Origin of the sequence: Wolbachia endosymbiont (group A) of Volucella bombylans (assembly GCF_964026965.1) — a bacterium.
Lineage (GTDB): Bacteria > Pseudomonadota > Alphaproteobacteria > Rickettsiales > Anaplasmataceae > Wolbachia > Wolbachia pipientis.
The window spans coordinates 650,564-675,155 of sequence record NZ_OZ034717.1 but is presented as its reverse complement, the minus strand read 5'-3'; the positions used below and the strand labels follow the sequence as shown (position 1 = coordinate 675,155).

Genomic DNA, 24,592 nt, shown 5'->3' with positions numbered 1-24,592 from the left:
GCTAAATGTACTTATCACCTGGTCAGGCTGCAGCATTATTTCGTGTAACCGTTTGCGGGTCCACTTAATTCTGCAATTCTTTGATCTCACTCATGGAGAGGCCAGTAAACTTAACAATAGTGGTGACATCAACATTATTAGCCAGCATTGTTTTTGCAATTTCAATTTTTCCTTCCTTTTTAGCATCATCAAGTTTTTGTTCAAGAACAGCCCGTTCATCACGAATACGTTTTATTTCCTGTTCGTAGGCAATAAATTCTTTCTCTGACCAGTTGAATCTATTTAGTTCTTCATATGCCTTTTTAATTATTACATCACTACCTATTATCTTTTCCAATTCTTCTTCGCTAGTTTCATCTGCATATTTAAAATAATAGATCCATTTTTCAACTATACTCTCCAATTGGTCTTCTTTAGTTTTAGGAAATTTTGGTAACTCGATAAATGTAAAATAAAAATCTTTTAAATCATGTTCATAGCTATCTTTGTCTAACATTACATGATCTGACTTATACTCAGATTTATTAGGAAAGAGAATACAATCAGCAATAGCTATAAAAATGATTTCTTTAAGATCCTGATATTGATCACCTTTATCAGCTTGCCTTGAATAAGCTTTAGCAGCGTAATATTGAGCGCGTTTTTCAAAGCCTTTAGTTTTGGCAACTTGGTTAGGTAAGGAAGTAGTATTGCTACTACTCCCTCCCTTAGAAACGCAGCATGCAGGTTTCCCCACACTACGCTTGAGCCCCTTATCTAAGTCCTTCTTTTCTCGAACCGGCTTGTCCTTCATGATTCCTCAGAAAACATCATTCTTAATGGTGACACCAACAGTAGAGAACCTTCTCTTGAGAAAGAGCTTGCTAACATTTTTGTTTGTTTCACTCTTTCATCAAAATACTTTTTCCATTTTAAGTCAAGTGGATTTGCATCCGCCCTGATTTTAACATGTCGTCTGATAGGTATATCAATCAACCTAAGCAGTCTTAAATACCTTATCTCTTTCGGTTTGTTCTTGCATATGGGTGCAGCAAAGACCCATTGGCGTTGTTTCATTACCTTGAAGTAACGATTCTTTATCCAACGTAATCCTTTACGAGGATGTCTTTTCTTTGCCCATTTCCATAGAGCACACATAATTTCATGGTCTATTTTGTTAAAAGCTCTTTTCGCACACACATGGCTGTAGTAATTTCCCCATCCCCTTAATAGGGAATTGAGCAACTTGATTAGTACGGCCTGAGTGTTCGCTATGTTTGCCTTTATCAATGTACGTGCTTTATTAAGAAGTTTCTTAATACTTTCTTTTGAAGGTTTTATAATTAACTTCTTATTATACCTGCGTACATTACAACCAAGAAAGTCAAACCCTGTTGTAATAGATGTAATTTTTGTTTTCTCTTCGGAAAGGATAAGACCTCTCTCCTGAAGAAAGGACGATACTAGAGGTTTTACTTCATTTTCCAGTACTTCACGTGTGATTCCTGAAATGATAAAGTCATCTGCGTACCTGATTACATTTACTCCACTTCTGATTTTGCTTCTTCTTTTACTGCCAAGTTTACCAAATTGACTTTCCAATGATTTTTCAAGTCCATTTAGGGCTAGATTTGCTAGTATTGGAGAGATGATACTACCTTGTGGGGTACCTGCAGTTGTGGAATACAGAGTTTTTGATTCTAGGAAGCCAGCTTTTAACCAGCTATGAAGAATTTTCTTCTCCATAGGAATATGCTTCATGAGCCATTCATGGTTAATGTTATCAAAACACCCTTTAATATCACCTTCGAGTATCCATTGTAGTTGGTTACGGCTTGCCAGTAACAAGTGACAAGCCACAGTAGCGTCTGCGCAGGATCTTTTTGGTCTAAAACCATAAGAGTGACGATCACTGATCGTTTCAGCTATCGGTTCCAAAGCAAACAAGTATAATGCTTGCATGGCTCTATCTTTTATCGTAGGGATTCCAAGAGGTCTTCTTTTGCCATTAGACTTACTGATGTATATCCGTTTTAGCGGAGAAGGTTTGTATCCTCTTTGTTTTAATAGCTTTATTCCTTGAAATTTTGTGTTGCAAGTTGACCATATTTGACGATCTACACCTGCTGTGTTTTTTCCTTGGTTTTCAGTTACTCTCTTAACCGCCAAAGCTTTGCCGCTAAAAGAGCGTGTGAGAAGGTGTTGTAAAGTTTTCACCTTACCCCATCTGCCTTGTTGGACAGCCTTAACAATACGCCTCTGTAGCCTCATAACAACTTTTTGGCATTTCTTCCAGGGTAACTGGTTCCATGCTTCGGAGTTATTGGTAGGTGCACTTACAGTTGTACTTGTAATCATCTGCTTTCCTACCTTAAGTGGTTAACAAAGTTTCTTGTCATGAGGGACCAAATGGAAGTCTGCTCGTTTTCACGCGAATTAATGTTACAAATTCTATCCATTTCGTTACAAAATGGCATTCGCTTTCTCCATTATCCTTTACCTGCACATCCATCAGCATTCCTTGCGGGTTGCCTGCCATATAGGCGAAAATACAGGCTTATCCTGTTCCTTTTGTCATACAATAGTGGGTTAGGTGGCTTCTCTATACCGGTGGAATTATTATTTGCGTACATCCAGAAATGAAAAATGTAACTCATCCACATTACCTTTTGGTCGGAGCTTATCAGCATCTTTAGCTCTTTAATCGTTACGATACTTATGAAGCTTCACTTACGTTCACCATACCACTAAGCCTAGCCCTCCAACCACATGATGCTTGTAGTTTATGCTTTCTCTCACGATTGAGCATCTTCTTTATCAAGAGGAGGTTCATTGTCCGCGTCGCTCGGCACCAACTGGTTACCCAATTCGCACTGATGCGTAGACTCAGATGGCAAAACATCTGGTTCAATAAGCTTTAGAATCCTTTCAGTTTCTTTCTGAATGAATTCCTCTCCTTTTAAACAATATGACCGAAGGCTTTCAGGTCGCACCATTTCGACTATTACTTGCACCCCATTTTCATCCCTGCAAAGAACATCAACGATACTTTGTTTTTTAGAGGCAATTTCAGCATCTTGAATAGTGCTGAGGAATTCTATTTCTTTTATTTCATCTTTGCCAGTGAACCCCAAAATATCATTGAGAAAGTGAATGAGGATGTCTTTATTTTTTTCAGTACCAAAAATACGCCGGAACGCAACATCATTCTTGGGGTCGAGAAATTTAGAAAGAGCCATAAAAAAATTTTTAAATGTATCTTTATATTATATATTCTTATTGATAATAATTCAATAATTTGTCATCTTTTTTGTTAACTTTACTGATGTTGCCAGAAGGAACGTTGTTGCAAAATTTTGTAAAATTTATTATCCTAAGGTTTCAAGTTCTCACAGGTTTATTGGAACTATATGTACAATGTGTTTATCAGTGAAAATCCGGAGAAAATGATGGGGGAAAAGTTAATACATTACTTTAGCCAGGGTAAATGCGAAGGCAATGCAGAAATGAAAAATCTGCTGGGAGGAAAGGGGGCAAATTTAGCAGAAATGTGCAATGTTGGCATTCCTGTTCCACCTGGTTTCACAATTTCCACCTCTGCTTGCGAAGTCTATTATCAAGACAATAGATCTTCTGTTATCCAAGTAGCTGACTACTCGGATCCAGAAAAAAATGTGGTCACGCACTGGAATGACATATGTAGTGGAATCAAAAACTACATGGCGATGCTCGAAAATGACATCGGTTGTAAATTTGGGGATTTAAATAACCCCTTATTAGTTTCAATACGCTCTGGTAGTGTTAGTTCAATGCCGGGCATGCTTGATACTATTTTAAATGTTGGTCTAAATGATGAAACCGTTGTTGGGCTTGCAAAAAAAAGTGGCGAACGTTTTGCTTACGATAGCTACTGCCGTTTCATCATGATGTACTCCAATGTTGTACTACAGCTTGATCATCACCTATTTCAAGATGTTGTTGATAATAAGCAGCAAAAGAGTGGAGCAAAAAGCTTAGCTGATCTTGATGTTGATGTTTTAAAAGAAATTGTTAACAATTTCAGAAGGATAGTACATGAAAAAACAGGAAAACATTTTCCGCAGAACGTTGAAGAGCAATTGCTCAGCTCAGTGAATGCAGTATTTGCTTCTTGGAAAAATGATAGGGCTGTTTCCTATAGAAGAATACATAATATTCCTGAAAACCTTGGAACAGCGGTCAACGTGCAAGCAATGGTTTTTGGTAATTTAAATGATAATTCTGCAACTGGTGTGATATTTACACGAAATCCTTCAACTGGAGAAAAAAAGCTTTTTGGTGAGTTTTTGGTTAATGCTCAGGGTGAGGATGTGGTTTCTGGTGTTTATACTCCTATGCCAATTGACGGAGAGCAAAAAAACACCATGGAGAAGTTGCTGCCAAGTGTCTACCGAGAATTATGCGTGGTATGTGAAAAACTTGAAAGGCATTATAAAGACATGCAGGATATCGAATTTACTGTACAGGACGGTAAGTTATGGATTTTGCAAACTAGGTCTGGCAAGCGCACGGCTGAAGCTGCTATTCGCATAATAGTTGATATGGTAAACGAAGGAACGATTACAAAAGAAGAAGGAATATTGAGAATTGATCCAAAAACCTTTGACAATTTATTGCATCCAGTTCTTGACGTTAAGGGTGACCAGAAAGTAATAGGGAAGGGACTGCCGGCTTCTCCAGGGGTTGCTTCTGGATATGTAGTGTTTAGTGCAAGTGATGCTGAAAAAGCTGCAGAGCAGGGTAAAAAAGTGATTTTAGTAAGGTCAGAAACGAGTCCTGAAGATATTAATGGAATGAATGCTGCAAGTGGCATAGTAACAGCACGGGGAGGGATGACCTCGCATGCTGCTGTTGTAACCCGTGGAATGGGTAAGCCATGCATTTGCAGTGTGAGTGGACTTTATATCGATAAAGATGGAACTTTCTTTTCTGTAGGGGATACAAAAGTAAATAAAGGTGAACCAATTACCATCAACGGAGGAACAGGGGAGGTTATGCTTGGCATTCTTCCTACAATTTCACCTGAATTATCGCAAGAATTCAAAACGATAATCAACTGGATAGATGAAATCAAAACGATCAAAGTGAGAGCGAACGCTGATACTCCAAAAGATGCAAAAATTGCAAAAGAATTCGGTGCAGAAGGTATAGGCTTATGTCGCACAGAACATATGTTTTTCGCTAGTGATAGAATCGAATTCATTCAAAAGTTGATAATAGCTGACGATGAAAATGAAAGGGCAAATGCGCTCATTAAACTGGAAGAAATGCAAAAGTCTGATTTCAAAGAAATATTTTCTATTATGGAGGGCAGGGAAGTCACTATACGTTTGCTTGATCCACCTTTGCATGAATTTTTACCCAATAATCAGTCTACTATAGAAAAAATCGCCAAATCGCTTAGTAAGTCAGTTGAATCAGTAAAAAATAAAATAGCACAGTTATCAGAAAAGAACCCAATGCTTGGCCATCGAGGTTGTAGACTTGCCATTTCTCATCCTGAAATATATAGCATGCAAATCAGGGCAATACTTAGTGCTGCAAATGAGCTGAAGGAAGAGAAAAAGGTAGAAGTTAAGCCTGAAATCATGATTCCTTTTATCATGAGTGAGAAAGAGTTTGTTCTGATATGCGAGCTAGTGAAGAAAGAATTTTCTGTCATCTCAGCTAGGATCAAGAAGCGGATTCCAGCGTCACGCGCTGGAATGACATCAGACAAGGCTTATTCAATTGGAACGATGATAGAACTGCCACGAGCGGCACTGATTGCTGATAAGTTAGCAAAACATGCAGAGTTTTTTAGTTTTGGCACTAATGATTTAACGCAAACAACCATGGGACTTTCAAGAGATGATTCAGTTAATTTCCTCGATTCTTATAAGGAAAGCAACATATTCGGAAACGACCCATTTGAAGTGCTGGACATCGAAGGGGTAGGGGAGTTAATCAAGATAGCCATTGAAAGAGGCAAAAAAACCCGAAAAGAAATAAAACTGGGTATATGTGGAGAGCATGGAGCAGATCCAAAATCCATAGAGTTTCTCATCGAATCAGGGGTGGATTACGTTTCATGCTCACCCTATAGAGTACCGGTTGCAAAGTTAGTGGCAGCACAGTTTAGTGTTAGATCTAAATTTGCTAGGTAAGTATAGTGGCAGTGTTGGCTACTCATATGGTTTGAGCCCACCAGAGGGTGTCATTCCAGCGCGTGACGCTGGAATCTAGTTTTTATTATGGCCTTTTGGATCCCAGTGTCTGGGCACTGGGATGACATCCTGTTACATGTTCAACTTCATTCTCTCTCATCGTATCCGTTCAGCGGAGTGGCAGAATAAGGTAGACAAGGTGATCTAAAAAGATAATCATAGAGCAAAAGTGAAATAATATGGTAAACCTTTTAGAACTTTGCAAAAATTTACAGCAAAAAATAGAAAGGTTAGAAGCAAAAATAGAAAGATTGGAAAAAGAGAATGAAAGTTTAAAAGCAGAAAATAAGGCTTTAAAGATAGAAAATGCTGAGTTAAGAGAAAGACTCGGTTTAAGCTCAAAAAATTCATCAATACCAAGTTCCAAAGAGTTGTATAAAATAAAAAAGAATAAGCCGAAAAGCGAAAGGAATATTGGCGGTCAGGTTGGTCATAAAGGAAGTTTTCGCGCCAACATGGATGCAGATAAAGTAGTAAAGATAGAGTTGCCTAATACTTGCGAATGCGGAGGAGAAATTGCAATATGTGAAAAACCATATATTCATCAGAAAGTTGATCTTCCAGAAATCAAGCCTTATGTAGTGGAATATCAGTTAGAACATGGCCGTTGTCGGAGATGCGGAAAGAGAAGAAGTAGCAAGTTACCGGAAGGTGTTACGCCAGATACATTTGGTCCAAGGGTTAAGTCAATAATTGCAGCGTTCAGCGGATTCTACAAAAATTCAAAACGCGAAATAGCGAGTGTCGTAAATGATATCTTCAATTTGAACATAAGCGTCGGTAGCATATCAAATAGTGAACATAGAGTTGCTTCAAAATGCAAAAAAATGTATGAGCAGATCGAACAAGAGATAAGTAGGAGTAAAGTTCTACATATTGATGAAACGAGCCATTATAACAAAGGTAAACTCGCTTGGTGTTGGATGTTTGCAAGCAATACGGCAAGTTTTGTAAAATTTACAGAGTCAAGAGGAATGAAAGTTTTACAAAATAGTAAATTCTGCAATCGCAATAGCTTGGTAATAACTGACAGGTATGCAGCATACAATTATTTTGCCGATAAAAACAGGCAAATCTGTTGGGCACATTTATCAAGAGATTTTGAAAGATTAGCACATAGTTGGAATATTGAAGTTAAAGTTCTGGGTTGTTACTTGAGAAACGTGGCCACTGAATTATTTGCACTAAAAAAAGCTTTACTAAAAAGTGAGATAGATGTTTTGAGGTTTGTCAGACGTGCCAGAAAATTAAGAAAACGTACAAAGTATTACTTGAAGGAGATATCTCGTTTACCTGAAGCAATTGGAGCCTCTCGAGTTGCAAAAAATGTTCTGAGATCTGAAAGAATGATGTGGAAATTTTTAGATGACCCAGAAAATATTCCGCTGACAAATAACCACGCTGAACGGCAAATTCGGCATTATGTCGTTTATCGCAAAAACTCATATTTTACACAATCAAAGCGGGGAAATACATTCCTTGAGCGGATAATTTCATTATACTTAACTTGGAAACAAAGGGGTCTCAATCCTTTCCAAAATCTCCTATCTATTGTTTCTTAAACCACTCTCCTGAACGGATACCTCTCATCTCCCTATAACTTGGTAATGTAGAATTTTTTACATGCAACCCGGTATATATTGCAATCAAAGCAGCTATGACACTGCAAACTACTGCACCAGCTACAAATGGAACCATCACAGCAGCAGTAATGAATAATCCTGTAATAACAACTCCAACAACATCTTTTGTCAATGAGGTGTAAAAATCCTTTTTGCTCTCTTTATATTTAGTTTCTTGTTCATTTGGCATAGAAAATTGAGCATCTACAAAGCCGTTAGCTTTATTATCATTATTTGGTGTGGCAGTTTGGTCAATCCCTGTTACTACAGGCGTTTTATTTTCGTTATTATGATGCTGACCGTTACCACTATTTGGTGTAACAGTTTGATTGGTATTTGTCTTCTTTGTTAATATAGAAGGCACTGTTACTACAGGCGTTTCATTTTTGTTATTATGATGCTGACCGTTACCACTATTTGGTGTAATAGTATGATTTGATAGACCATCGCCGTGAGTTCTTATATTACTAGACTTATCATTACCGCTTGACATAGCGGATGTGCCGGCGTTTGTTGATACTACAGGAGATACTGGTTTATTAATAACACTCCTACCGTTACCACTATTTGGTACAGTAGTTGGATTTGTTTTTTTTGTTGATGTTGCTATAGATTTACTAGTGGCATTACTATTACTGCCAGATCCTACTTTAATTTCCTCATTAGATATTTTTTGCTTTTCTTGTTTCTCCTCTATCGCTGACACGAGTAACGTAACAAGTTTTTCATTGTTTTTGTCTATAGCCTTATCTAACGCATTACTCTTTAATTGTTGACACAACTTGTACAGCTTGCTTTTAGGTATTAGCTTTGATTGTTCTGCGTTAACATTTTGTAAGAGTAGATCTAAAATTTCGGTATTACCAAAATGGACAGCATAATTTAATATAGATTGACCATTTATAGTTTTGGGAATATGGCATGTTTCTTCTTGTTGGGAAATGATACTAATAATTTTTAGCTCATTTTTAAAGAGAAATTTTATAAAATCTAGATTACTTTTTTCAATTGCAAGTGCTAATAGTAAATCTCCCAACACACAGCCATTATGAAATTTTTGCTTTAGATCAATTCTTGCATTTAGCTCTTTACTTAATTCTTCAAGACTTGCTTGAGGCTTCTGTTTTACAGTCTCATTTATATTTAGATACAACTCTCTAATATCATCATTACTATATATCATAACTAACCCTACTACTATATGTTAGTTTATTATAGCAACTTTCCCACAACCAGTCAAGACATATTGCAGTTTCAAGCAGCATGATATATATTGAATATAGTTCTTAAAGCAAATGATGGAAGATTTAGCCTATAAATTAGTTAAAGTGACCGAAGCTGCAGCACTTGCTGCGTATAAATTGGCAGGCTTTGGTGATGAAAAAAGGGCTGATCAGGTTGCAGTTGATGCAATGCGTACAGTATTAAATTCAATGGAAATAAATGGTACTATCGTAATTGGTGAAGGTGAGAGAGATGAAGCGCCGATGCTATATATTGGCGAGAAGGTTGGCACTGGAAATGGTCCTGAAATCGACATTGCCGTTGACCCACTTGAGGGCACTACGATTTGTGCTCATTACAAACCAGGGGCAATGTCTGTTCTTGCTGCAACGAAAAAAGGTAATTTTTTACATGCACCTGATGTTTATATGGAAAAAATAGCGGTAGGAAAAAATCTTCCAGAGGGTGTAGTCTCACTAAAAAATAGCATTGAAAAGAATCTAGACAATTTAGCCAAGGCAAAAAAGTGCAAAGTGAATGATCTCGTGGTAACTGTACTTAAACGTGAAAGGCATAGTGAATTAATAGAGAAAATCAGGAAATTAGGAGCAAAAATTAAACTAATAGATGATGGTGATGTTGCGGCCATAGTTTCACTAATAAATGGCAATCATGATATGTATATCGGTATAGGAGGAGCACCAGAGGGAGTGCTTGCGGCTGCAGCGCTAAGCTCTATCGACGGACAGATGGAGGGAAGATTAGTACTTGATACGGATCAGTTAAGAGAAAGAGCAAAAAATTTAAATATTGATGACCCAGAAAAAGTCTACGCCGTAAAAGATATGGCAAGAGGTGAATCAGTGTTCATTGCAACTGGAGTAACAAGCGGAGAACTTGTGGATGGAGTTAAATTGAATCATAATACCTATTCAACTAATTCTTTAATAATTCTGCCTAATAGGCTGATAAAGCTGCAAACAATGCAGAACTTATGTTAGCTTTTTTAGTTTCTAATTTTAGCTTTACAACATTTAGCATTAAGATATAATTAAGTTTACTTATAACAATAGAGGTGTGAAATGTTTTCTAGTATTGTAAATCTATTGAATGGTTTTTACAAAAATTCGAGTACCAAGGAAAGTGAAGAAAAGTTGACTCTTCTATCTCCTCAAGCAAATCTTCAATTCGATGAGACTCAGGTACAAAGTGTGCTCTCAGATTTTGAGAATTGGAGTTTAAGGATAATAAGTGTTTTGACAAAATAGCAGACGATTATGAAAAGAAGGGGAAGAGTTCCCTCTTTAATTACGTGATATTGAATAAGCGGAAAGAAATAATTGATATATTAGATAGGAATCTTCCTCTTCTCGAAGAACAGGAGGAGTTTAGAAAGAAATATAGTCAATATGTTTTTCAAATTGACAAAGGAATGAGTTATGGAAAAGAACTTCAAGATAGACTTCGGTCTTTTAAAGATAGGGCAGAAGAAGTGTTATCAGATTTTGAAAAATTGAATTTCAATTTTAAGGATAATAAATGTCAAGATTCTTCTGATTCTGTAAATTATAATAACGGCCGGCCAGCAGATCCATTTGACAAAATAGCAAACTATTATCGACGGGAGAAGGAGAGCATTTTCCTTTTTAACTATGTGGTATTAAGTAAGCAAAGAGAAATAATGGATATATTGGATAAGAAGCTTACTTCTAAAGATCAGGAGGAGTTAAAAGAAAATTTTAAAAAGAGGTTGGGTAGATATCTTCTTCGAATTGACGAAGGAATGAATGATGCAAAAGAATTTCTAAACAAAGATGATCTAATTGGTTTCTTTGATGGATGTTATTGGCCAGACAAAAAGGCAGGACATCTTGTTAATCATTATGATAATCTTAGTATCAACATTACTAAACCTGGACAGAGTTTAGAAACTAGTCGTCTTTTTAGCGAAAAGACTAAAAGGATGGAAACAATTAAAAATGAGGCACAAAGAGTAAAAATATACAGTAATGATAAAAGAATAGTAACAATTGAGAAGAATGAGAAACAACAGAGGAACTACTCCTTTACAGAATTTGCAATATGTGACATCGAAATTAGTTGGGGTGCAAAAGATGAATCTGGAAAAGACCTTAACTGCGCTGTTGTTCTAAATATAAATTTAGGTCAAGTTAGTATTAAAAAATCAACTATTGACGGTAAAGATGTTGAACCAAAGGAAATTTTAGAATTAGCTAAGCAAAACGAGGCTGTGCTTATAAAAGGTAAAGCTTTACATGAAGTTTTAGCAGCACATTTCATTAAGCAAATACCATATGAGGAAAAGAAGAGTACGCAATCGCACGAAAATATTGTTGTACCTGGTTCCGGTGCACCTCGCTCAGCTATTGATGAAAGAGTAACTGTAGAGTGTTCGTTCAAGAGAGAGTCCGTTCAAGAGAGTAGCAAATAAGGTAGACGAAACAGGATAATAAAGATAATCATAGAGAAAAAGTGAGGTAAGATATTTTAGAACTCTGCAAAGATTTGCAGCAAAAAATAGAAAAGAGAATGAAAGTTTAAAAGCAGAAAAGATAATTTCATTATACTTAATTTGGAAACAAAGGAGGCTGAACCCTTTTCAAAACCTTCTATCTATTGTTTCTTAAACCACTCTGCTGAACGGAGACAGTTTAGGCGTATCCGTTCAGCGGAGTGGCAGAATAAGGTAGACAAGGTGATCTAAAAAGATAATCATAGAGCAAAAGTGAAATAATATGGTAAACCTTTTAGAACTTTGCAAAAATTTACAGCAAAAAATAGAAAGGTTAGAAGCAAAAATAGAAAGATTGGAAAAAGAGAATGAAAGTTTAAAAGCAGAAAATAAGGCTTTAAAGATAGAAAATGCTGAGTTAAGAGAAAGACTCGGTTTAAGCCCAAAAAATTCATCAATACCAAGTTCCAAAGAGTTGTATAAAATAAAAAAGAATAAGCCGAAAAGCGAAAGGAATATTGGCGGTCAGGTTGGTCATAAAGGAAGTTTTCGCGCCAACATGGATGCAGATAAAGTAGTAAAGATAGAGTTGCCTAATACTTGCGAATGCGGAGGAGAAATTGCAATATGTGAAAAACCATATATTCATCAGAAAGTTGATCTTCCAGAAATCAAGCCTTATGTAGTGGAATATCAGTTAGAACATGGCCGTTGTCGGAGATGCGGAAAGAGAAGAAGTAGCAAGTTACCGGAAGGTGTTACGCCAGATACATTTGGTCCAAGGGTTAAGTCAATAATTGCAGCGTTCAGCGGATTCTACAAAAATTCAAAACGCGAAATAGCGAGTGTCGTAAATGATATCTTCAATTTGAACATAAGCGTCGGTAGCATATCAAATAGTGAACATAGAGTTGCTTCAAAATGCAAAAAAATGTATGAGCAGATCGAACAAGAGATAAGTAGGAGTAAAGTTCTACATATTGATGAAACGAGCCATTATAACAAAGGTAAACTCGCTTGGTGTTGGATGTTTGCAAGCAATACGGCAAGTTTTGTAAAATTTACAGAGTCAAGAGGAATGAAAGTTTTACAAAATAGTAAATTCTGCAATCGCAATAGCTTGGTAATAACTGACAGGTATGCAGCATACAATTATTTTGCCGATAAAAACAGGCAAATCTGTTGGGCACATTTATCAAGAGATTTTGAAAGATTAGCACATAGTTGGAATATTGAAGTTAAAGTTCTGGGTTGTTACTTGAGAAACGTGGCCACTGAATTATTTGCACTAAAAAAAGCTTTACTAAAAAGTGAGATAGATGTTTTGAGGTTTGTCAGACGTGCCAGAAAATTAAGAAAACGTACAAAGTATTACTTGAAGGAGATATCTCGTTTACCTGAAGCAATTGGAGCCTCTCGAGTTGCAAAAAATGTTCTGAGATCTGAAAGAATGATGTGGAAATTTTTAGATGACCCAGAAAATATTCCGCTGACAAATAACCACGCTGAACGGCAAATTCGGCATTATGTCGTTTATCGCAAAAACTCATATTTTACACAATCAAAGCGGGGAAATACATTCCTTGAGCGGATAATTTCATTATACTTAACTTGGAAACAAAGGGGTCTCAATCCTTTCCAAAATCTCCTATCTATTGTTTCTTAAACCACTCTCCTGAACGGATACGTGTTTCTTTACTTAGATCCGATTCATTAGACGAAGAAGATAGTAGTGGTGGTCATTATAGTGCAATGAACACAGATGTGTAGAGTAATGCAAGAAGTCTACTCAATGTAAACCAGTTTCTCACACACACATTTTACTACGTGATCAGCACTGATATTAAAATGCTCATAAAGTGTTTTATAAGGTGCTGATTCTCCGAAGCTTTTCATGCCAATAAATATACCGTTTGAACCTATGTATTTATGCCAACCCATTTCACTTCCGGCTTCAATTGCAACTTTAATGCTGTCATTATTTAATATTGCCGCTTTATATTCATCGCTTTGCTCGTCAAAAAGCCTCCAGCATGGCATAGAAACAATCTTTGTACCTATACCCTTTTCCTGCAATTTCTCCCTTGCTTCAACTGCAATTTCAACCTCGGACCCCGTAGCAAATATCGTCACTTTTAATTCTTTTGAACATTCACACAAAATATATGCACCAAACTTCGATAAATTAGCAGATTGATCGATATCAGAGTAGAACTTGCGCATGTAACTTACGTTTTGCCTTGAGAGCGCAAACAGTGCTGGAGATTCTTTCTTTTCGAGTGCAATGCTAACACACTCCAGAGTTTCAACTGCATCGGCTGGCCTAAAAACATATAGATTTGGTATAGCACGCAAAGAGGCTAAATGCTCTATTGGCTGATGAGTTGGGCCATCTTCTCCCACTCCAATTGAGTCGTGAGTCATGACATACATAACCTGCTGCTTCATCAGAGCTGAAAGACGTATAGCAGGACGACAATAGTCGGAAAATACCAAAAAAGTGCCGCCATAAGGAAGAATCGCGCCGTGAAGTGCCATACCATTCATACATGCTGCCATAGCGTGCTCTCTCACTCCATAGTGGACATAAGAGCCACTATAATTATTGCTATTTATTACCTGCATGTGCTTATATTTAGTGCAATTTGACCCAGTAAGATCAGCAGAACCGCCGATTAATTCCGGCATAGACTCAGTTAAAAGTTCCATTACTCTGCCGAAAGAAGATCGAGTAGCTTCGTTTGGCATTAGCTCACATATTTGTTTCTTCAGGTCAGCTAAAACACCAGCGATATTATCTGGTAGATGTTTATCTAACCGTCTTTGAAGTTCTGCATGATACCCTGTCATCCCAGCATTCTCTTCTGTCATCCCAGTACTCTCTCTTGTCATCCCAGTGCTTGACACTGGGATCCATTCTTTTTCTTCTTTCCTGGATTCCAGCGTTACGCGCTGGAATGACATCGTGTAGTTTTGTTTTGCTCTCTCAACAGTTTTCTTCCAGGCATTTTTCACATCTTCTGGTACATGGAATGGTTCATAATTCCAGTTTAATTTCTCTCTCATCTGTTTTATGTCTTCCTCCGAAAAAGCACCACTGTGAGCAGAGGATGTGCCAGCACGGCTTGAAAATTTTCCGATAATGGTTTTGCAGCAGATCATTGTAGGTTTACCAGACTTTTTTGCTTGCTCTATTGCAAAGGATATGGCATCAAAATCGTGGCCATCAATTTTGTCAACATTCCATCCATACGCTAAGAAGCGTTTCTCTACATCATCAGAGCAGGAAAGGCAAGTAGCGCCATCTATAGAGATATCATTATCATCAAAAAGAGCTATGAGCTTATTCAATTTAAGATGCCCAGCAAGTGATGCTGCTTCATGGCTTATTCCTTCCATAAGACAGCCATCCCCTAGCATCACGTAAGTGTGGTGATTGATTCTGAATTGCTTTTTAAGGATTGATTCAGCAAGTGCCATGCCAACAGCAGCGGCAAACCCCTGACCGAGCGGGCCTGTTGTTGCCTCTACCCCGGAAGTCAAGCCGAACTCTGGATGACCTGGGGTCTTGGATCCCATTTGCCTGAAGTTTTTTAGCTCATCTATGCTAATATAACCTGTCAAATATAATATTGAGTATAGTAACATTGACCCATGACCGTTTGATAAAACAAAGCGATCTCTATTGAACCATTTAGAATCATCAGGATTATGATTCAGATATTTAGCAAACAAAACAGTTGCAACATCTGCCATGCCAAGTGGCATACCTGGGTGTCCAGAGTTTGCTTTTTGTACTGCATCAATTGATAAAAAACGGATGGCGTTTGCCATAGATTTTAAATGTGAATGATTCATGTGTTAATAGAAAAACTTAAAAATGAAGTATAAAAGATTATATCAGCAAAAACAAGTTGACACTGAGTGCTAAAATCCTTAATAATCTAAAGTTAAATCGTGAGAGTTTTTATATGACAACTGTTATCACTAGAAAGTATAGGATTAGCCGTAGACTTGGTGTAAATTTATGGGGTAGAGCTAAAGACCCAGTAAACAAAAGGAAATACCCTCCAGGTCAACATGGTATTCTTGGATTCAAGAAGTTATCCGACTTTGGTAAGCAGTTTGCTGCGCATAAGAAATTTAAGTTTTACTATGCGATTTCAAGTAAGCAGCTCAGACGTACATTTTTAGATGCTTATAACAGAAAGGGTTATACGGCTGATAATTTTATCGGTATCTTAGAATCGAGATTAAGTTCTGTTTTATACCACTCTGGTCTTGTTCCAACAATTTACTCAGCAAAGCAGCTCATATCTCATAAGCACGTTACAGTTAATGATAAGGTGGTTAACATATCGAGTTATCGAGTGAAGCCAGGTGATATAATAAAAATAAGAGAAAGGGCAGCAAAAATCCCTGTAGTAGTAGAGGCTGAACAAAAACAAGAGCGCAAGGCTCCGGATTATTTAGAAGCAGATAGTAAAGAGCATTCAGTGAAGTATTTGAGGTCACCTCAATATTCTGAGGTTCCTTATTCAGCAGACATGGAAGTCAATTTAGTAGTAGAGTTTTACTCTAGATAGATAAAAAAAGCCCGTGTGGCGGAATCGGTAGACGCAGCGGACTTAAAATCCGTGGGTTTTGCGACCTTGGGAGTTCAAGTCTCCCCATGGGCACCAATTTAACTTAGCAGATAAATACAAAAAAGTATGAAATGGTTTGATATAGAAGATATTGTAGAAGCTCTGGAGGAAAAATTTCCAGATGAGAATATAATTAGTATCAGATTCACTGAGCTTAAAAAAAAGGTCTTGAGTTTAGAGGAATTTGATGATGATGAAAAACGCTGTAACGAAAAAATACTCGAAGCTATTCAAGCAGCTTGGATTGAGGAAAGATTAACCGCATAGCAATAAACCATACGCAAACGTGATTTCTATTACAATTTGCATATTGATTATGCTATTTTTTGGATCTAGCCTGGCAAATTAATAATAATTTAACCAATTACAATTAAAACAGCTATAAGGTTAATTATGAGGCAAAACAAAAATTTTTGAATGGAACGACTTACTTGACAAGTGCTACGTTGAGATAAATTTTACATAAAAATACTGCTTTTATGGTGTGAGGCTAGAGGTTTGTAAAGCAGTTAGAAGGTTGTCATCCCAGTGTCAGCTACATAGCTGTACGAACATTTATTTTTGTTAAACACAGCAAATGGTGTCATGCCAGTGCTTGACACTGGCATCCAGCTTTTGATCGAAAATGTTGTATAGTGCACAATCAATTTTTCTCGATCCAAGTAGTCTGAGCACACAACTGTACGAACGTTGTAGTTTGGGAGCAATTCCCACCAGTGGGGTGTCATCCCAGTGCCCAGACACTGGTTCTATGCAACTTAATTAAAAACGTTTATTTTAGCGTAAGACAACTACCTTTAGCTCATCAGCTCAGTTATAAGCAAAATTTCTGGATTCCAGACTGGAATGACACCATTTGCTGTGCAATTTACCTTCAAAAATGAATGTTCGTACAGCTATGTGTCTGAGCACTGGGATGACATCCTCCCTGGTGGACTCAAATTACAATGTTTGTGCAGTACGCACTGGAATGACAGGGCTTTAAGAAATCCAATGTAGTGGTAAACCTTACTTATTTAGTTATACTAGAAACAAAACAGAAAAATGCTCAAACACAGCGGTCCAAAAAAATTAAAGTCTATAATTGAAAACTATGCATTAAAATGCATGAAAAATAAGATTAGTAAAAATGAAATACGTCTGATTTTAAACTGGCGAAATATAGTAGGGAAAGAAATAGCAGAGTGTACAAAACCGAAAAAGATCTCATATGCACAGAATATAAATTCGGGTGTGTTGCATCTGGTAGTAACAAATGGCAGCAAAGCATTGGAAATTCAGCATATGATTTCTCTTATAATAGAAAAAATTACGATATTTTTTGGCTATAAAGCAGTATATGGTATAAAAATTAAGCAAGAGAGTATTGACTATTTGACTATATAAGGTAATCTAAGTACATAGAATAATTTGGTATATTGAAGTGAGTAGAGTTTGTGAATTAACAAATAGAAAAAAATCTTTTGGTAATAAGGTATCACATTCGAATCGTAAAACAAAGCGTACCTTTCTTTTAAATTTACATAAGGTTACGTTGACAAGTGATATATTAAATAAAAAGTTTAGATTTCGTGTGGCAACAAGAACTTTGAGAACTATAGATTACAAAGGTGATTTAGATGCTTTTTTGCTCAACACAAGAACGATTAAACTAAGTGAGAAAGCGCAGAAGATAAAAAGAAGGTTGAAAAAAGTTTTAGTAAAGCAAGAGGTAGAGTTAGCCGTTTCAGATGCATAACAAACCTCAATGGCTCAGAGCAAAAGCTCCGACCGGTGAAGTATTCAATGAGACCTTAAACATCGTTAAACTGCATAACTTGCATACAGTGTGCGAAGAGGCTGCATGTCCAAACATTGGTGAATGTTGGAATAAACGTCATGCTACTGTAATGATTCTCGGTTCTGTTTGCACTCGTGCTTGTGCATTTTGCAACGTTGCAACTGGCATTCCTGATAAACTAGATCCTCATGAACCAGAAAATTTAGCAAAAGCAATAAAAAAGTTAAACTTAAAGCATGTTGTTATTACTTCCGTTGATCGTGATGATTTGCCAGATGGTGGCGCAAATCAGTTTATACAGTGCATAGAAGAAATTAGAAAGATAACTTCAGAAACAACAATAGAGATTTTAACTCCTGATTTTTTAAATAAGAAAGGAGCATTTGAAGCAATCGCTGTTGCATCACCTGATGTCTATAACCACAATATTGAAACAGTGCCGAGATTGTATGCAAAAATAAGACCACGAGCTCGCTATTTTCATTCACTATATTTACTGAAGATGGTAAAGCAGATTAATCCCAAAGTTTTCACAAAGTCAGGGCTTATGGTCGGTCTTGGAGAAACAAAAGAGGAAATACTGCAGGTTATGGACGATTTGCGCAGTGCTGAGGTTGATTTTATTACAATTGGTCAATATCTACAACCAACTCCAAAACATGCAAAACTTGATAGGTATGTTACCCCAGAGGAATTTGAGCATTATAAATATATCGCTTACTCCAAAGGGTTCCTAGTGGTTGCATCAAGCCCACTAACTCGGTCATCATACCACGCTGAAGAAGATTTTAACAGGCTCAAGGCCTGTCGTTGACATTTGTGTTAATTCAAATTAATTTTTACTAATTATAAAGGAGTTTTTACGTAATGTCTACTATAAAAATCGAGAAGAAATCACAATTAGTTAAAGAGGTATTCGATTCCGTGGCAAGTCGCTACGACACCATGAATGATATAATGAGCCTCGGAATGCACAGATTATGGAAAGATAAGATGGTAAATAGTGTGCATTTTACAAAAAACTCTCAGGTTTTAGATGTTGCTGGAGGAACTGGAGATATAGCAATAAGAGTAGTAAGAAAAGAGCCAAGTGCTAAGGTTACAGTATGCGATATAAATCAAAACATGCTAAACAGAGGACGTGATAAAGCTATAAATTCAAACCAAATTAATTTTGATTGGGTATGTGCAAGTGCAGAAAGTTTACCATTTGAAGACTCCGAATTTGATTATTGCACAATAGCTTTTGGTATTCGAAATGTTTCTGACCGCAAGAAGGCTTTAAATGAGGCGCACAGGGTATTAAAACCACATGGGAAATTTATCTGCTTAGAATTTGCCCCTATGCACTATCAAAATGAGATATTTACCAAACTTTATGACTTATATTCATTTAAAGTAATTCCTAAAATTGGCAGCATAGTTGCTAAAGACAAGAGTTCTTATGAATATTTAGTGAAGAGCATTAGAGAGTTTCCAACTCAGGCTGATTTTAAAATGGAAATTGAAGAGGTAGGTTTTAAGAATGTTGAGTTTCATAATATGAGCTATGGAATAGTGGCATTACACATTGGAACAAAATGAATATTAAACTCTGGTATAGAACGCTGGATTATTATCTCATCCTTCCAGTGTTTTTTTTGCTCACTATAAGCTTCATTCTTGTTTATTCAGCAAGCCCTGTAATTGCGCAGCGTCTTTCTTTACCACAAGATTATTTTATACGGCGCCATACAATTTATATAGTCCTGTCACTAATTACCTTGGTGACATTTTCTTTTCTCAACACAAGAACTATACTTAACCTCTCATTCGCAGGTTTCGCTTTATTTACTATTCTAGTAGCAACTGCGATAATACTTGGTATAGAGGTAAAAGGTGCGAAACGATGGTTACATATTGTCAAAATTTCAGTTCAACCATCTGAGTTCGTAAGGCCATTTTTTTCTGTTGTTATAGCTAGTATCTTGGCCAGCGAAATGAAGTTTAAAATACACATATCAATCATAATATTTCTGTTAGTTTTTGTGTTGTTACTTTTGCAACCTGATTTCAGTATGTCTATGCTTTTAACATATTCTTTTATTGGTCAAATGTTTATTGCATGTATACCACTTTTATACTTTCTATGCATAATAGGAATGGCCACAACTGGAACTACAATAGCTTACTTATGCCTCCCACATATAAAGCAAAGGATTTACAATTTTGTCTTTTTTACGCAACGCGATAACTTTCAAGTCACAAAATCATTAGAAGCATTCAAAAGAGGTCAATTAACTGGAGTTGGACCTGGTGAAGGTAGCGTAAAAGCCTCTCTTCCTGATTGCCATACAGATTTTGTGTTTTCTGTTTTAGCAGAAGAATTTGGTTTGATTACGTGCTTAGCCACATTGATGTTATTTGGCATCATTTCCGCCCGCTTGCTTTACATTGCATATAGGGAAAATGAATTATTTAATCTGTTGGTGATTCTCGGTATCTCAATTCAATTCATCACACAATTCATAATAAACATAGGGGTAACATTGAGTGTTTTTCCAACCACCGGCATAACCCTGCCATTACTTAGCTATGGTGGTTCTTCTCTTTTATCTTCGAGCATCGCACTTGGCATAATGCTGTCTTTCAGTAGAAACCAAGCTATCGCATTAAAGTTTTGTGAGCGTGTTATGCTTGGAAGGTATATGGACTAAACTTGTACCGCTCACAACTATTATTGGTATCCCTCCAAAATGGGTATCTGTTCAGATGAGTGGCAAGAGATATTATGAAATCTGAAAGAGTTATGTGGAAATTTTTCAGAAAATATTCCACTGACATGCTGAACAACAAATACATCACTATGTCGTTTATCGCAAAAACTTATATTTTTCGTAACCATTCACACTTAATTCTGCAATTCTTTGATCTCACTCATAGAAAGACCAGTAGTTTGAGCTATAATATTAAAAGAAACACCTGCTTTAAGTAGATTCTTTGCGACTTCAATTTCCCTCTCTTTTCTACCTTCCTCTTTAGCAAGATCAAGTCTGTATTCAAGAATGGCTTCTTCTTTGCGCAGATCCATTATTCTTTCTTCATAAGCTATTAGATCTTTTTCATTCCAGTGAAACTTATCTAATTCATCATATGCTAGCTTTATTATTGGTGATTTTTCCGCAATTTTTCTGAGATCTTCGTCCATTGTTTCATCTGCATATTTGAAAAAAAATAGCCAACGGTCTACTACACTTTCTAGTTGTTCTGCTCTACTCTTAGGAAATTTTGGCAGCTCTATGAAGATAAATTGAAAATCTTTTAAGTCATGTTCATTGGTTTTCTCATCTCTTATGGTATGGCTAGATCTAAGTCCTTCTTTTCTCGAACCGGCTTGTCCTTCATGATTCCTCAGAAAACATCATTCTTAATGGTGACACCAACAGTAGAGAACCTTCTCTTGAGAAAGAGCTTGCTAACATTTTTGTTTGTTTCACTCTTTCATCAAAATACTTTTTCCATTTTAAGTCAAGTGGATTTGCATCCGCCCTGATTTTAACATGTCGTCTGATAGGTATATCAATCAACCTAAGCAGTCTTAAATACCTTATCTCTTTCGGTTTGTTCTTGCATATGGGTGCAGCAAAGACCCATTGGCGTTGTTTCATTACCTTGAAGTAACGATTCTTTATCCAACGTAATCCTTTACGAGGATGTCTTTTCTTTGCCCATTTCCATAGAGCACACATAATTTCATGGTCTATTTTGTTAAAAGCTCTTTTCGCACACACATGGCTGTAGTAATTTCCCCATCCCCTTAATAGGGAATTGAGCAACTTGATTAGTACGGCCTGAGTGTTCGCTATGTTTGCCTTTATCAATGTACGTGCTTTATTAAGAAGTTTCTTAATACTTTCTTTTGAAGGTTTTATAATTAACTTCTTATTATACCTGCGTACATTACAACCAAGAAAGTCAAACCCTGTTGTAATAGATGTAATTTTTGTTTTCTCTTCGGAAAGGATAAGACCTCTCTCCTGAAGAAAGGACGATACTAGAGGTTTTACTTCATTTTCCAGTACTTCACGTGTGATTCCTGAAATGATAAAGTCATCTGCGTACCTGATTACATTTACTCCACTTCTGATTTTGCTTCTTCTTTTACTGCCAAGTTTACCAAATTGACTTTCCAATGATTTTTCAAGTCCATTTAGGGCTAGATTTGCTAGTATTGGAGAGATGATACTACCTTGTGGGGTACCTGCAGTTGTGGAATACAGAGTTTTTGATTCTAGGAAGCCAGCTTTTAACCAGCTATGAAGAATTTTCTTCTCCATAGGAATATGCTTCATGAGCCATTCATGGTTAATGTTATCAAAACACCCTTTAATATCACCTTCGAGTATCCATTGTAGTTGGTTACGGCTTGCCAGTAACAAGTGACAAGCCACAGTAGCGTCTGCGCAGGATCTTTTTGGTCTAAAACCATAAGAGTGACGATCACTGATCGTTTCAGCTATCGGTTCCAAAGCAAACAAGTATAATGCTTGCATGGCTCTATCTTTTATCGTAGGGATTCCAAGAGGTCTTCTTTTGCCATTAGACTTACTGATGTATATCCGTTTTAGCGGAGAAGGTTTGTATCCTCTTTGTTTTAATAGCTTTATTCCTTGAAATTTTGTGTTGCAAGTTGACCATATTTGACGATCTACACCTGCTGTGTTTTTTCCTTGGTTTTCAGTTACTCTCTTAACCGCCAAAGCTTTGCCGCTAAAAGAGCGTGTGAGAAGGTGTTGTAAAGTTTTCACCTTACCCCATCTGCCTTGTTGGACAGCCTTAACAATACGCCTCTGTAGCCTCATAACAACTTTTTGGCATTTCTTCCAGGGTAACTGGTTCCATGCTTCGGAGTTATTGGTAGGTGCACTTACAGTTGTACTTGTAATCATCTGCTTTCCTACCTTAAGTGGTTAACAAAGTTTCTTGTCATGAGGGACCAAATGGAAGTCTGCTCGTTTTCACGCGAATTAATGTTACAAATTCTATCCATTTCGTTACAAAATGGCATTCGCTTTCTCCATTATCCTTTACCTGCACATCCATCAGCATTCCTTGCGGGTTGCCTGCCATATAGGCGAAAATACAGGCTTATCCTGTTCCTTTTGTCATACAATAGTGGGTTAGGTGGCTTCTCTATACCGGTGGAATTATTATTTGCGTACATCCAGAAATGAAAAATGTAACTCATCCACATTACCTTTTGGTCGGAGCTTATCAGCATCTTTAGCTCTTTAATCGTTACGATACTTATGAAGCTTCACTTACGTTCACCATACCACTAAGCCTAGCCCTCCAACCACATGATGCTTGTAGTTTATGCTTTCTCTCACGATTGAGCATCTTCTTTATCAAGAGGAGGTTCATTGTCCGCGTCGCTCGGCACCAACTGGTTACCCAATTCGCACTGATGCGTAGACTCAGATGGCAAAACATCTGGTTCAATAAGCTTTAGAATCCTTTCAGTTTCTTTCTGAATGAATTCCTCTCCTTTTAAACAATATGACCGAAGGCTTTCAGGTCGCACCATCTCAATTATATACCTGTTCCCACTAGAATCCCTGCAAAGAACATCAACAATGCTTTGTTTATCAGAAGCAATTTCAGGGTCCATAATGGTGCTTAAGAATTCTACTTCTTGTATAGTGTTGACTTCAGTACATCCTAAAATATCGTTCAAAAAATGAAAAAGATTAATAATTATACACTATTATTAACAACTATTCAACCATATTTTTAAGTATAGCTATACCGCCGTGGCGCTAACACGTAGCGGGATGACGAGGTTATCGTCATACCACCGCAAACCGTCACACCGCCGTGGTATCTTTAGATCCCGCTAACACGTAGTGGGATGACGAGCTTATCGTCACGCCGCCACGAACCGTCATACCGCGATTCATTCGCGGTATCTCTAGATCCCGCTAACACGTAGCGGGATGACGAGGTTATCGTCATGCCGCCGCGAACCGTCATACCGCAACGAACCGTAATACTGCCGCGGTATCTCTAGATCCCGCTAACACGTAGCGGGATGACGAGCTTATCGTCACGCCGCCACGAACCGTCATACCGCGATTCATTCGCGGTATCTCAGCCGCTAACAAGAGATCCCGCTAACAAGCAACGGGATGACGAGCTTATCGTCACGCCGCCACGAACCGTCATCCCGCTAACACGTAGCGGGATGACGGTTGTCGTTTAGCCATAAACATTAAGAAATTTACCAAACGAAAAAAAAGGCAAAAGAAGCCCTAGTCATTGTCTATTTTCAGTATTGGCGTTTTTTAAGTCTTAAACACTGCAATTTAGCTGCTTTTAAATGCAACTCACCTTAGTTTAAATGTTTAAGAAATTTACTAAGCAGAAAAAAAGGCAAAAGAAACCCCGTGTTAGCTAGTTGTCACTCTCTAATCCTGCAAATTGGCGTACTATACTGTCTTAAACGACTTATAAGCGCGTTTCAGCTTATATAGGTAAAAACCTAGAAATGTTGTGAAGACATAAGGTGCACATAGTGCAAAAAATTAAAAATAAGGCGCCAACTACGTTGTTTTCTTGCTGTTTAATCTGCACAGATGAAGATA

Annotated in this window: 21 protein-coding genes, 1 tRNA gene and 3 pseudogenes; 14 read left to right on the top strand and 11 right to left on the bottom strand. The window is 37.2% G+C overall.

From position 1 onward, the window contains the following. Positions 1–64 precede the first annotated feature (64 nt). The 4 genes and pseudogenes from AAGD51_RS03315 to AAGD51_RS03300 all read right to left on the bottom strand — a co-directional run. Positions 65–793: an Rpn family recombination-promoting nuclease/putative transposase gene (locus tag AAGD51_RS03315; RefSeq protein ID WP_341810510.1), complete on the bottom strand. Its 729-nt coding sequence runs from the start codon at positions 791–793 to the stop codon at positions 65–67. Continuing rightward, positions 790–2,337 (bottom strand): group II intron reverse transcriptase/maturase, encoded by a 1,548-nt coding sequence (gene ltrA, locus AAGD51_RS03310; RefSeq protein WP_006280223.1) that lies wholly within the window; start codon positions 2,335–2,337, stop codon positions 790–792. The genes AAGD51_RS03315 and ltrA (AAGD51_RS03310) overlap by 4 nt, the downstream gene beginning before the upstream one ends. Positions 2,338–2,374: 37 nt before the next feature. Continuing rightward, positions 2,375–2,518: a hypothetical protein gene (locus AAGD51_RS03305; RefSeq protein ID WP_173862902.1), complete on the bottom strand. Its 144-nt coding sequence runs from the start codon at positions 2,516–2,518 to the stop codon at positions 2,375–2,377. 454 nt (positions 2,519–2,972) lie between these two features. Next, positions 2,973–3,218 (bottom strand): annotated as a pseudogene (locus AAGD51_RS03300) (PD-(D/E)XK nuclease family transposase); the annotation flags it as partial. A 210-nt stretch (positions 3,219–3,428) separates the two neighbouring features. Between AAGD51_RS03300 and ppdK the strand changes: the two are divergent. Both ppdK and AAGD51_RS03290 read left to right on the top strand, forming a co-directional pair. After that, a complete protein-coding gene (gene ppdK, locus AAGD51_RS03295; RefSeq protein WP_236514754.1) occupies positions 3,429–6,164 on the top strand; it encodes a pyruvate, phosphate dikinase in 2,736 nt (911 codons plus the stop codon). A gap of 239 nt (positions 6,165–6,403) precedes the next feature. After that, positions 6,404–7,786 carry an IS66-like element ISWen3 family transposase gene (locus AAGD51_RS03290; RefSeq protein ID WP_007548562.1) on the top strand — a complete coding sequence of 461 codons (1,383 nt, stop codon included), beginning with the start codon at positions 6,404–6,406 and terminating at the stop codon, positions 7,784–7,786. Here AAGD51_RS03290 and AAGD51_RS03285 read toward each other — a convergent pair. Next, on the bottom strand, positions 7,773–9,029 hold the full coding sequence (locus AAGD51_RS03285; RefSeq protein WP_341810509.1) for an ankyrin repeat domain-containing protein: 1,257 nt from the start codon (positions 9,027–9,029) through the stop codon (positions 7,773–7,775). The genes AAGD51_RS03290 and AAGD51_RS03285 overlap by 14 nt on opposite strands. 115 nt (positions 9,030–9,144) lie before the next feature. On the opposite strand from AAGD51_RS03285, the gene glpX reads away from it, so the two are divergent. The 3 genes from glpX to AAGD51_RS03270 all read left to right on the top strand — a co-directional run bounded on the left by glpX (position 9,145) and on the right by AAGD51_RS03270 (position 13,209). After that, positions 9,145–10,071 carry a class II fructose-bisphosphatase gene (gene glpX, locus AAGD51_RS03280; protein ID WP_077188185.1) on the top strand — a complete coding sequence of 309 codons (927 nt, stop codon included), beginning with the start codon at positions 9,145–9,147 and terminating at the stop codon, positions 10,069–10,071. 230 nt (positions 10,072–10,301) lie between these two features. Continuing rightward, the gene (locus AAGD51_RS03275) at positions 10,302–11,522 is read left to right on the top strand and encodes a hypothetical protein (RefSeq protein WP_341810508.1); all 1,221 of its coding nucleotides are present in this window, start codon (positions 10,302–10,304) and stop codon (positions 11,520–11,522) included. A 304-nt stretch (positions 11,523–11,826) separates the two neighbouring features. Beyond that, positions 11,827–13,209 (top strand): IS66-like element ISWen3 family transposase, encoded by a 1,383-nt coding sequence (locus tag AAGD51_RS03270; RefSeq protein ID WP_341810507.1) that lies wholly within the window; start codon positions 11,827–11,829, stop codon positions 13,207–13,209. Positions 13,210–13,328: 119 nt separating this feature from the next. Here the strand turns inward: AAGD51_RS03270 and tkt are convergent, their stop codons facing one another. After that, on the bottom strand, positions 13,329–15,401 hold the full coding sequence (gene tkt, locus AAGD51_RS03265) for a transketolase (RefSeq protein WP_236514759.1): 2,073 nt from the start codon (positions 15,399–15,401) through the stop codon (positions 13,329–13,331). Between the two features lie 113 nt (positions 15,402–15,514). Between tkt and rpsD the strand changes: the two genes are divergently transcribed. The 3 genes from rpsD (at position 15,515) to iscX (ending at position 16,456) form a co-directional block, all read left to right on the top strand. Beyond that, a complete protein-coding gene (rpsD, locus tag AAGD51_RS03260) occupies positions 15,515–16,129 on the top strand; it encodes a 30S ribosomal protein S4 (RefSeq protein WP_010962555.1) in 615 nt (204 codons plus the stop codon). A gap of 9 nt (positions 16,130–16,138) precedes the next feature. Next, positions 16,139–16,225, top strand: a tRNA-Leu gene (locus AAGD51_RS03255). A gap of 30 nt (positions 16,226–16,255) precedes the next feature. Continuing rightward, positions 16,256–16,456 carry a Fe-S cluster assembly protein IscX gene (gene iscX, locus AAGD51_RS03250; RefSeq protein WP_077188100.1) on the top strand — a complete coding sequence of 67 codons (201 nt, stop codon included), beginning with the start codon at positions 16,256–16,258 and terminating at the stop codon, positions 16,454–16,456. Between the two features lie 242 nt (positions 16,457–16,698). Here the strand turns inward: iscX and AAGD51_RS03245 are convergent, their stop codons facing one another. After that, a complete protein-coding gene (locus tag AAGD51_RS03245; RefSeq protein WP_236514764.1) occupies positions 16,699–16,917 on the bottom strand; it encodes a hypothetical protein in 219 nt (72 codons plus the stop codon). A gap of 118 nt (positions 16,918–17,035) precedes the next feature. Here AAGD51_RS03245 and AAGD51_RS03240 point away from each other — a divergent pair, with 118 nt between their 5' ends. From AAGD51_RS03240 to AAGD51_RS03215, 6 genes are read left to right on the top strand one after another with little or no spacing between them, the layout of a single operon-like run. After that, positions 17,036–17,188, top strand: a complete 153-nt coding sequence (locus AAGD51_RS03240) for a hypothetical protein (RefSeq protein ID WP_341810506.1) — start codon at positions 17,036–17,038, stop codon at positions 17,186–17,188. A gap of 45 nt (positions 17,189–17,233) precedes the next feature. Next, on the top strand, positions 17,234–17,575 hold the full coding sequence (locus AAGD51_RS03235; protein ID WP_064125521.1) for a DUF721 domain-containing protein: 342 nt from the start codon (positions 17,234–17,236) through the stop codon (positions 17,573–17,575). A gap of 37 nt (positions 17,576–17,612) precedes the next feature. After that, entirely contained in the window at positions 17,613–17,927 is a 315-nt protein-coding gene (gene rpmB, locus AAGD51_RS03230) for a 50S ribosomal protein L28 (protein ID WP_006279619.1), read from the top strand. After that, positions 17,920–18,783: a lipoyl synthase gene (gene lipA / locus AAGD51_RS03225; RefSeq protein WP_077188099.1), complete on the top strand. Its 864-nt coding sequence runs from the start codon at positions 17,920–17,922 to the stop codon at positions 18,781–18,783. The genes rpmB and lipA overlap by 8 nt, the downstream gene beginning before the upstream one ends. Before the next feature lie 53 nt (positions 18,784–18,836). Then, the gene (gene ubiE, locus AAGD51_RS03220) at positions 18,837–19,553 is read left to right on the top strand and encodes a bifunctional demethylmenaquinone methyltransferase/2-methoxy-6-polyprenyl-1,4-benzoquinol methylase UbiE (RefSeq protein WP_006279624.1); all 717 of its coding nucleotides are present in this window, start codon (positions 18,837–18,839) and stop codon (positions 19,551–19,553) included. Then, entirely contained in the window at positions 19,550–20,665 is a 1,116-nt protein-coding gene (locus tag AAGD51_RS03215; protein ID WP_341810505.1) for an FtsW/RodA/SpoVE family cell cycle protein, read from the top strand. The genes ubiE and AAGD51_RS03215 overlap by 4 nt, the downstream gene beginning before the upstream one ends. 194 nt (positions 20,666–20,859) lie before the next feature. On the opposite strand, the pseudogene AAGD51_RS03210 reads toward AAGD51_RS03215, so the two are convergent. The 4 genes and pseudogenes from AAGD51_RS03210 to AAGD51_RS03195 all read right to left on the bottom strand — a co-directional run. After that, positions 20,860–21,315 (bottom strand): annotated as a pseudogene (locus AAGD51_RS03210) (Rpn family recombination-promoting nuclease/putative transposase); the annotation flags it as partial. Positions 21,316–21,349: 34 nt separating this feature from the next. Then, positions 21,350–22,897 carry a group II intron reverse transcriptase/maturase gene (gene ltrA / locus AAGD51_RS03205; RefSeq protein ID WP_006280223.1) on the bottom strand — a complete coding sequence of 516 codons (1,548 nt, stop codon included), beginning with the start codon at positions 22,895–22,897 and terminating at the stop codon, positions 21,350–21,352. A 37-nt stretch (positions 22,898–22,934) separates the two neighbouring features. Continuing rightward, on the bottom strand, positions 22,935–23,078 hold the full coding sequence (locus AAGD51_RS03200; protein ID WP_173862902.1) for a hypothetical protein: 144 nt from the start codon (positions 23,076–23,078) through the stop codon (positions 22,935–22,937). 454 nt (positions 23,079–23,532) lie between these two features. Then, positions 23,533–23,697 (bottom strand): annotated as a pseudogene (locus AAGD51_RS03195) (PD-(D/E)XK nuclease family transposase); the annotation flags it as partial. Positions 23,698–24,592: the final 895 nt, after the last annotated feature.

Bases quoted from the DNA above. Each gene is read 5' to 3' on its own strand.
- iscX (WP_077188100.1), top strand. From the start codon at position 16,256: ATGAAATGGTTTGATATAGAAGATATTGTAGAAGCTCTGGAGGAAAAA.
- AAGD51_RS03290 (WP_007548562.1), top strand. From the start codon at position 6,404: ATGGTAAACCTTTTAGAACTTTGCAAAAATTTACAGCAAAAAATAGAA.
- AAGD51_RS03215 (WP_341810505.1), top strand. From the start codon at position 19,550: ATGAATATTAAACTCTGGTATAGAACGCTGGATTATTATCTCATCCTT.
- AAGD51_RS03235 (WP_064125521.1), top strand. From the start codon at position 17,234: ATGCTCAAACACAGCGGTCCAAAAAAATTAAAGTCTATAATTGAAAAC.
- AAGD51_RS03240 (WP_341810506.1), top strand. From the start codon at position 17,036: ATGACACCATTTGCTGTGCAATTTACCTTCAAAAATGAATGTTCGTAC.
- AAGD51_RS03315 (WP_341810510.1), bottom strand. From the start codon at position 793: ATGAAGGACAAGCCGGTTCGAGAAAAGAAGGACTTAGATAAGGGGCTC.
- ltrA (WP_006280223.1), bottom strand. From the start codon at position 2,337: ATGATTACAAGTACAACTGTAAGTGCACCTACCAATAACTCCGAAGCA.
- glpX (WP_077188185.1), top strand. From the start codon at position 9,145: ATGGAAGATTTAGCCTATAAATTAGTTAAAGTGACCGAAGCTGCAGCA.
- ubiE (WP_006279624.1), top strand. From the start codon at position 18,837: ATGTCTACTATAAAAATCGAGAAGAAATCACAATTAGTTAAAGAGGTA.
- lipA (WP_077188099.1), top strand. From the start codon at position 17,920: ATGCATAACAAACCTCAATGGCTCAGAGCAAAAGCTCCGACCGGTGAA.
- tkt (WP_236514759.1), bottom strand. From the start codon at position 15,401: ATGAATCATTCACATTTAAAATCTATGGCAAACGCCATCCGTTTTTTA.
- AAGD51_RS03285 (WP_341810509.1), bottom strand. From the start codon at position 9,029: ATGATATATAGTAATGATGATATTAGAGAGTTGTATCTAAATATAAAT.
- ltrA (WP_006280223.1), bottom strand. From the start codon at position 22,897: ATGATTACAAGTACAACTGTAAGTGCACCTACCAATAACTCCGAAGCA.
- rpsD (WP_010962555.1), top strand. From the start codon at position 15,515: ATGACAACTGTTATCACTAGAAAGTATAGGATTAGCCGTAGACTTGGT.
- ppdK (WP_236514754.1), top strand. From the start codon at position 3,429: ATGGGGGAAAAGTTAATACATTACTTTAGCCAGGGTAAATGCGAAGGC.
- AAGD51_RS03245 (WP_236514764.1), bottom strand. From the start codon at position 16,917: ATGACACCCCACTGGTGGGAATTGCTCCCAAACTACAACGTTCGTACA.
- AAGD51_RS03270 (WP_341810507.1), top strand. From the start codon at position 11,827: ATGGTAAACCTTTTAGAACTTTGCAAAAATTTACAGCAAAAAATAGAA.
- AAGD51_RS03305 (WP_173862902.1), bottom strand. From the start codon at position 2,518: ATGGCAGGCAACCCGCAAGGAATGCTGATGGATGTGCAGGTAAAGGAT.
- AAGD51_RS03200 (WP_173862902.1), bottom strand. From the start codon at position 23,078: ATGGCAGGCAACCCGCAAGGAATGCTGATGGATGTGCAGGTAAAGGAT.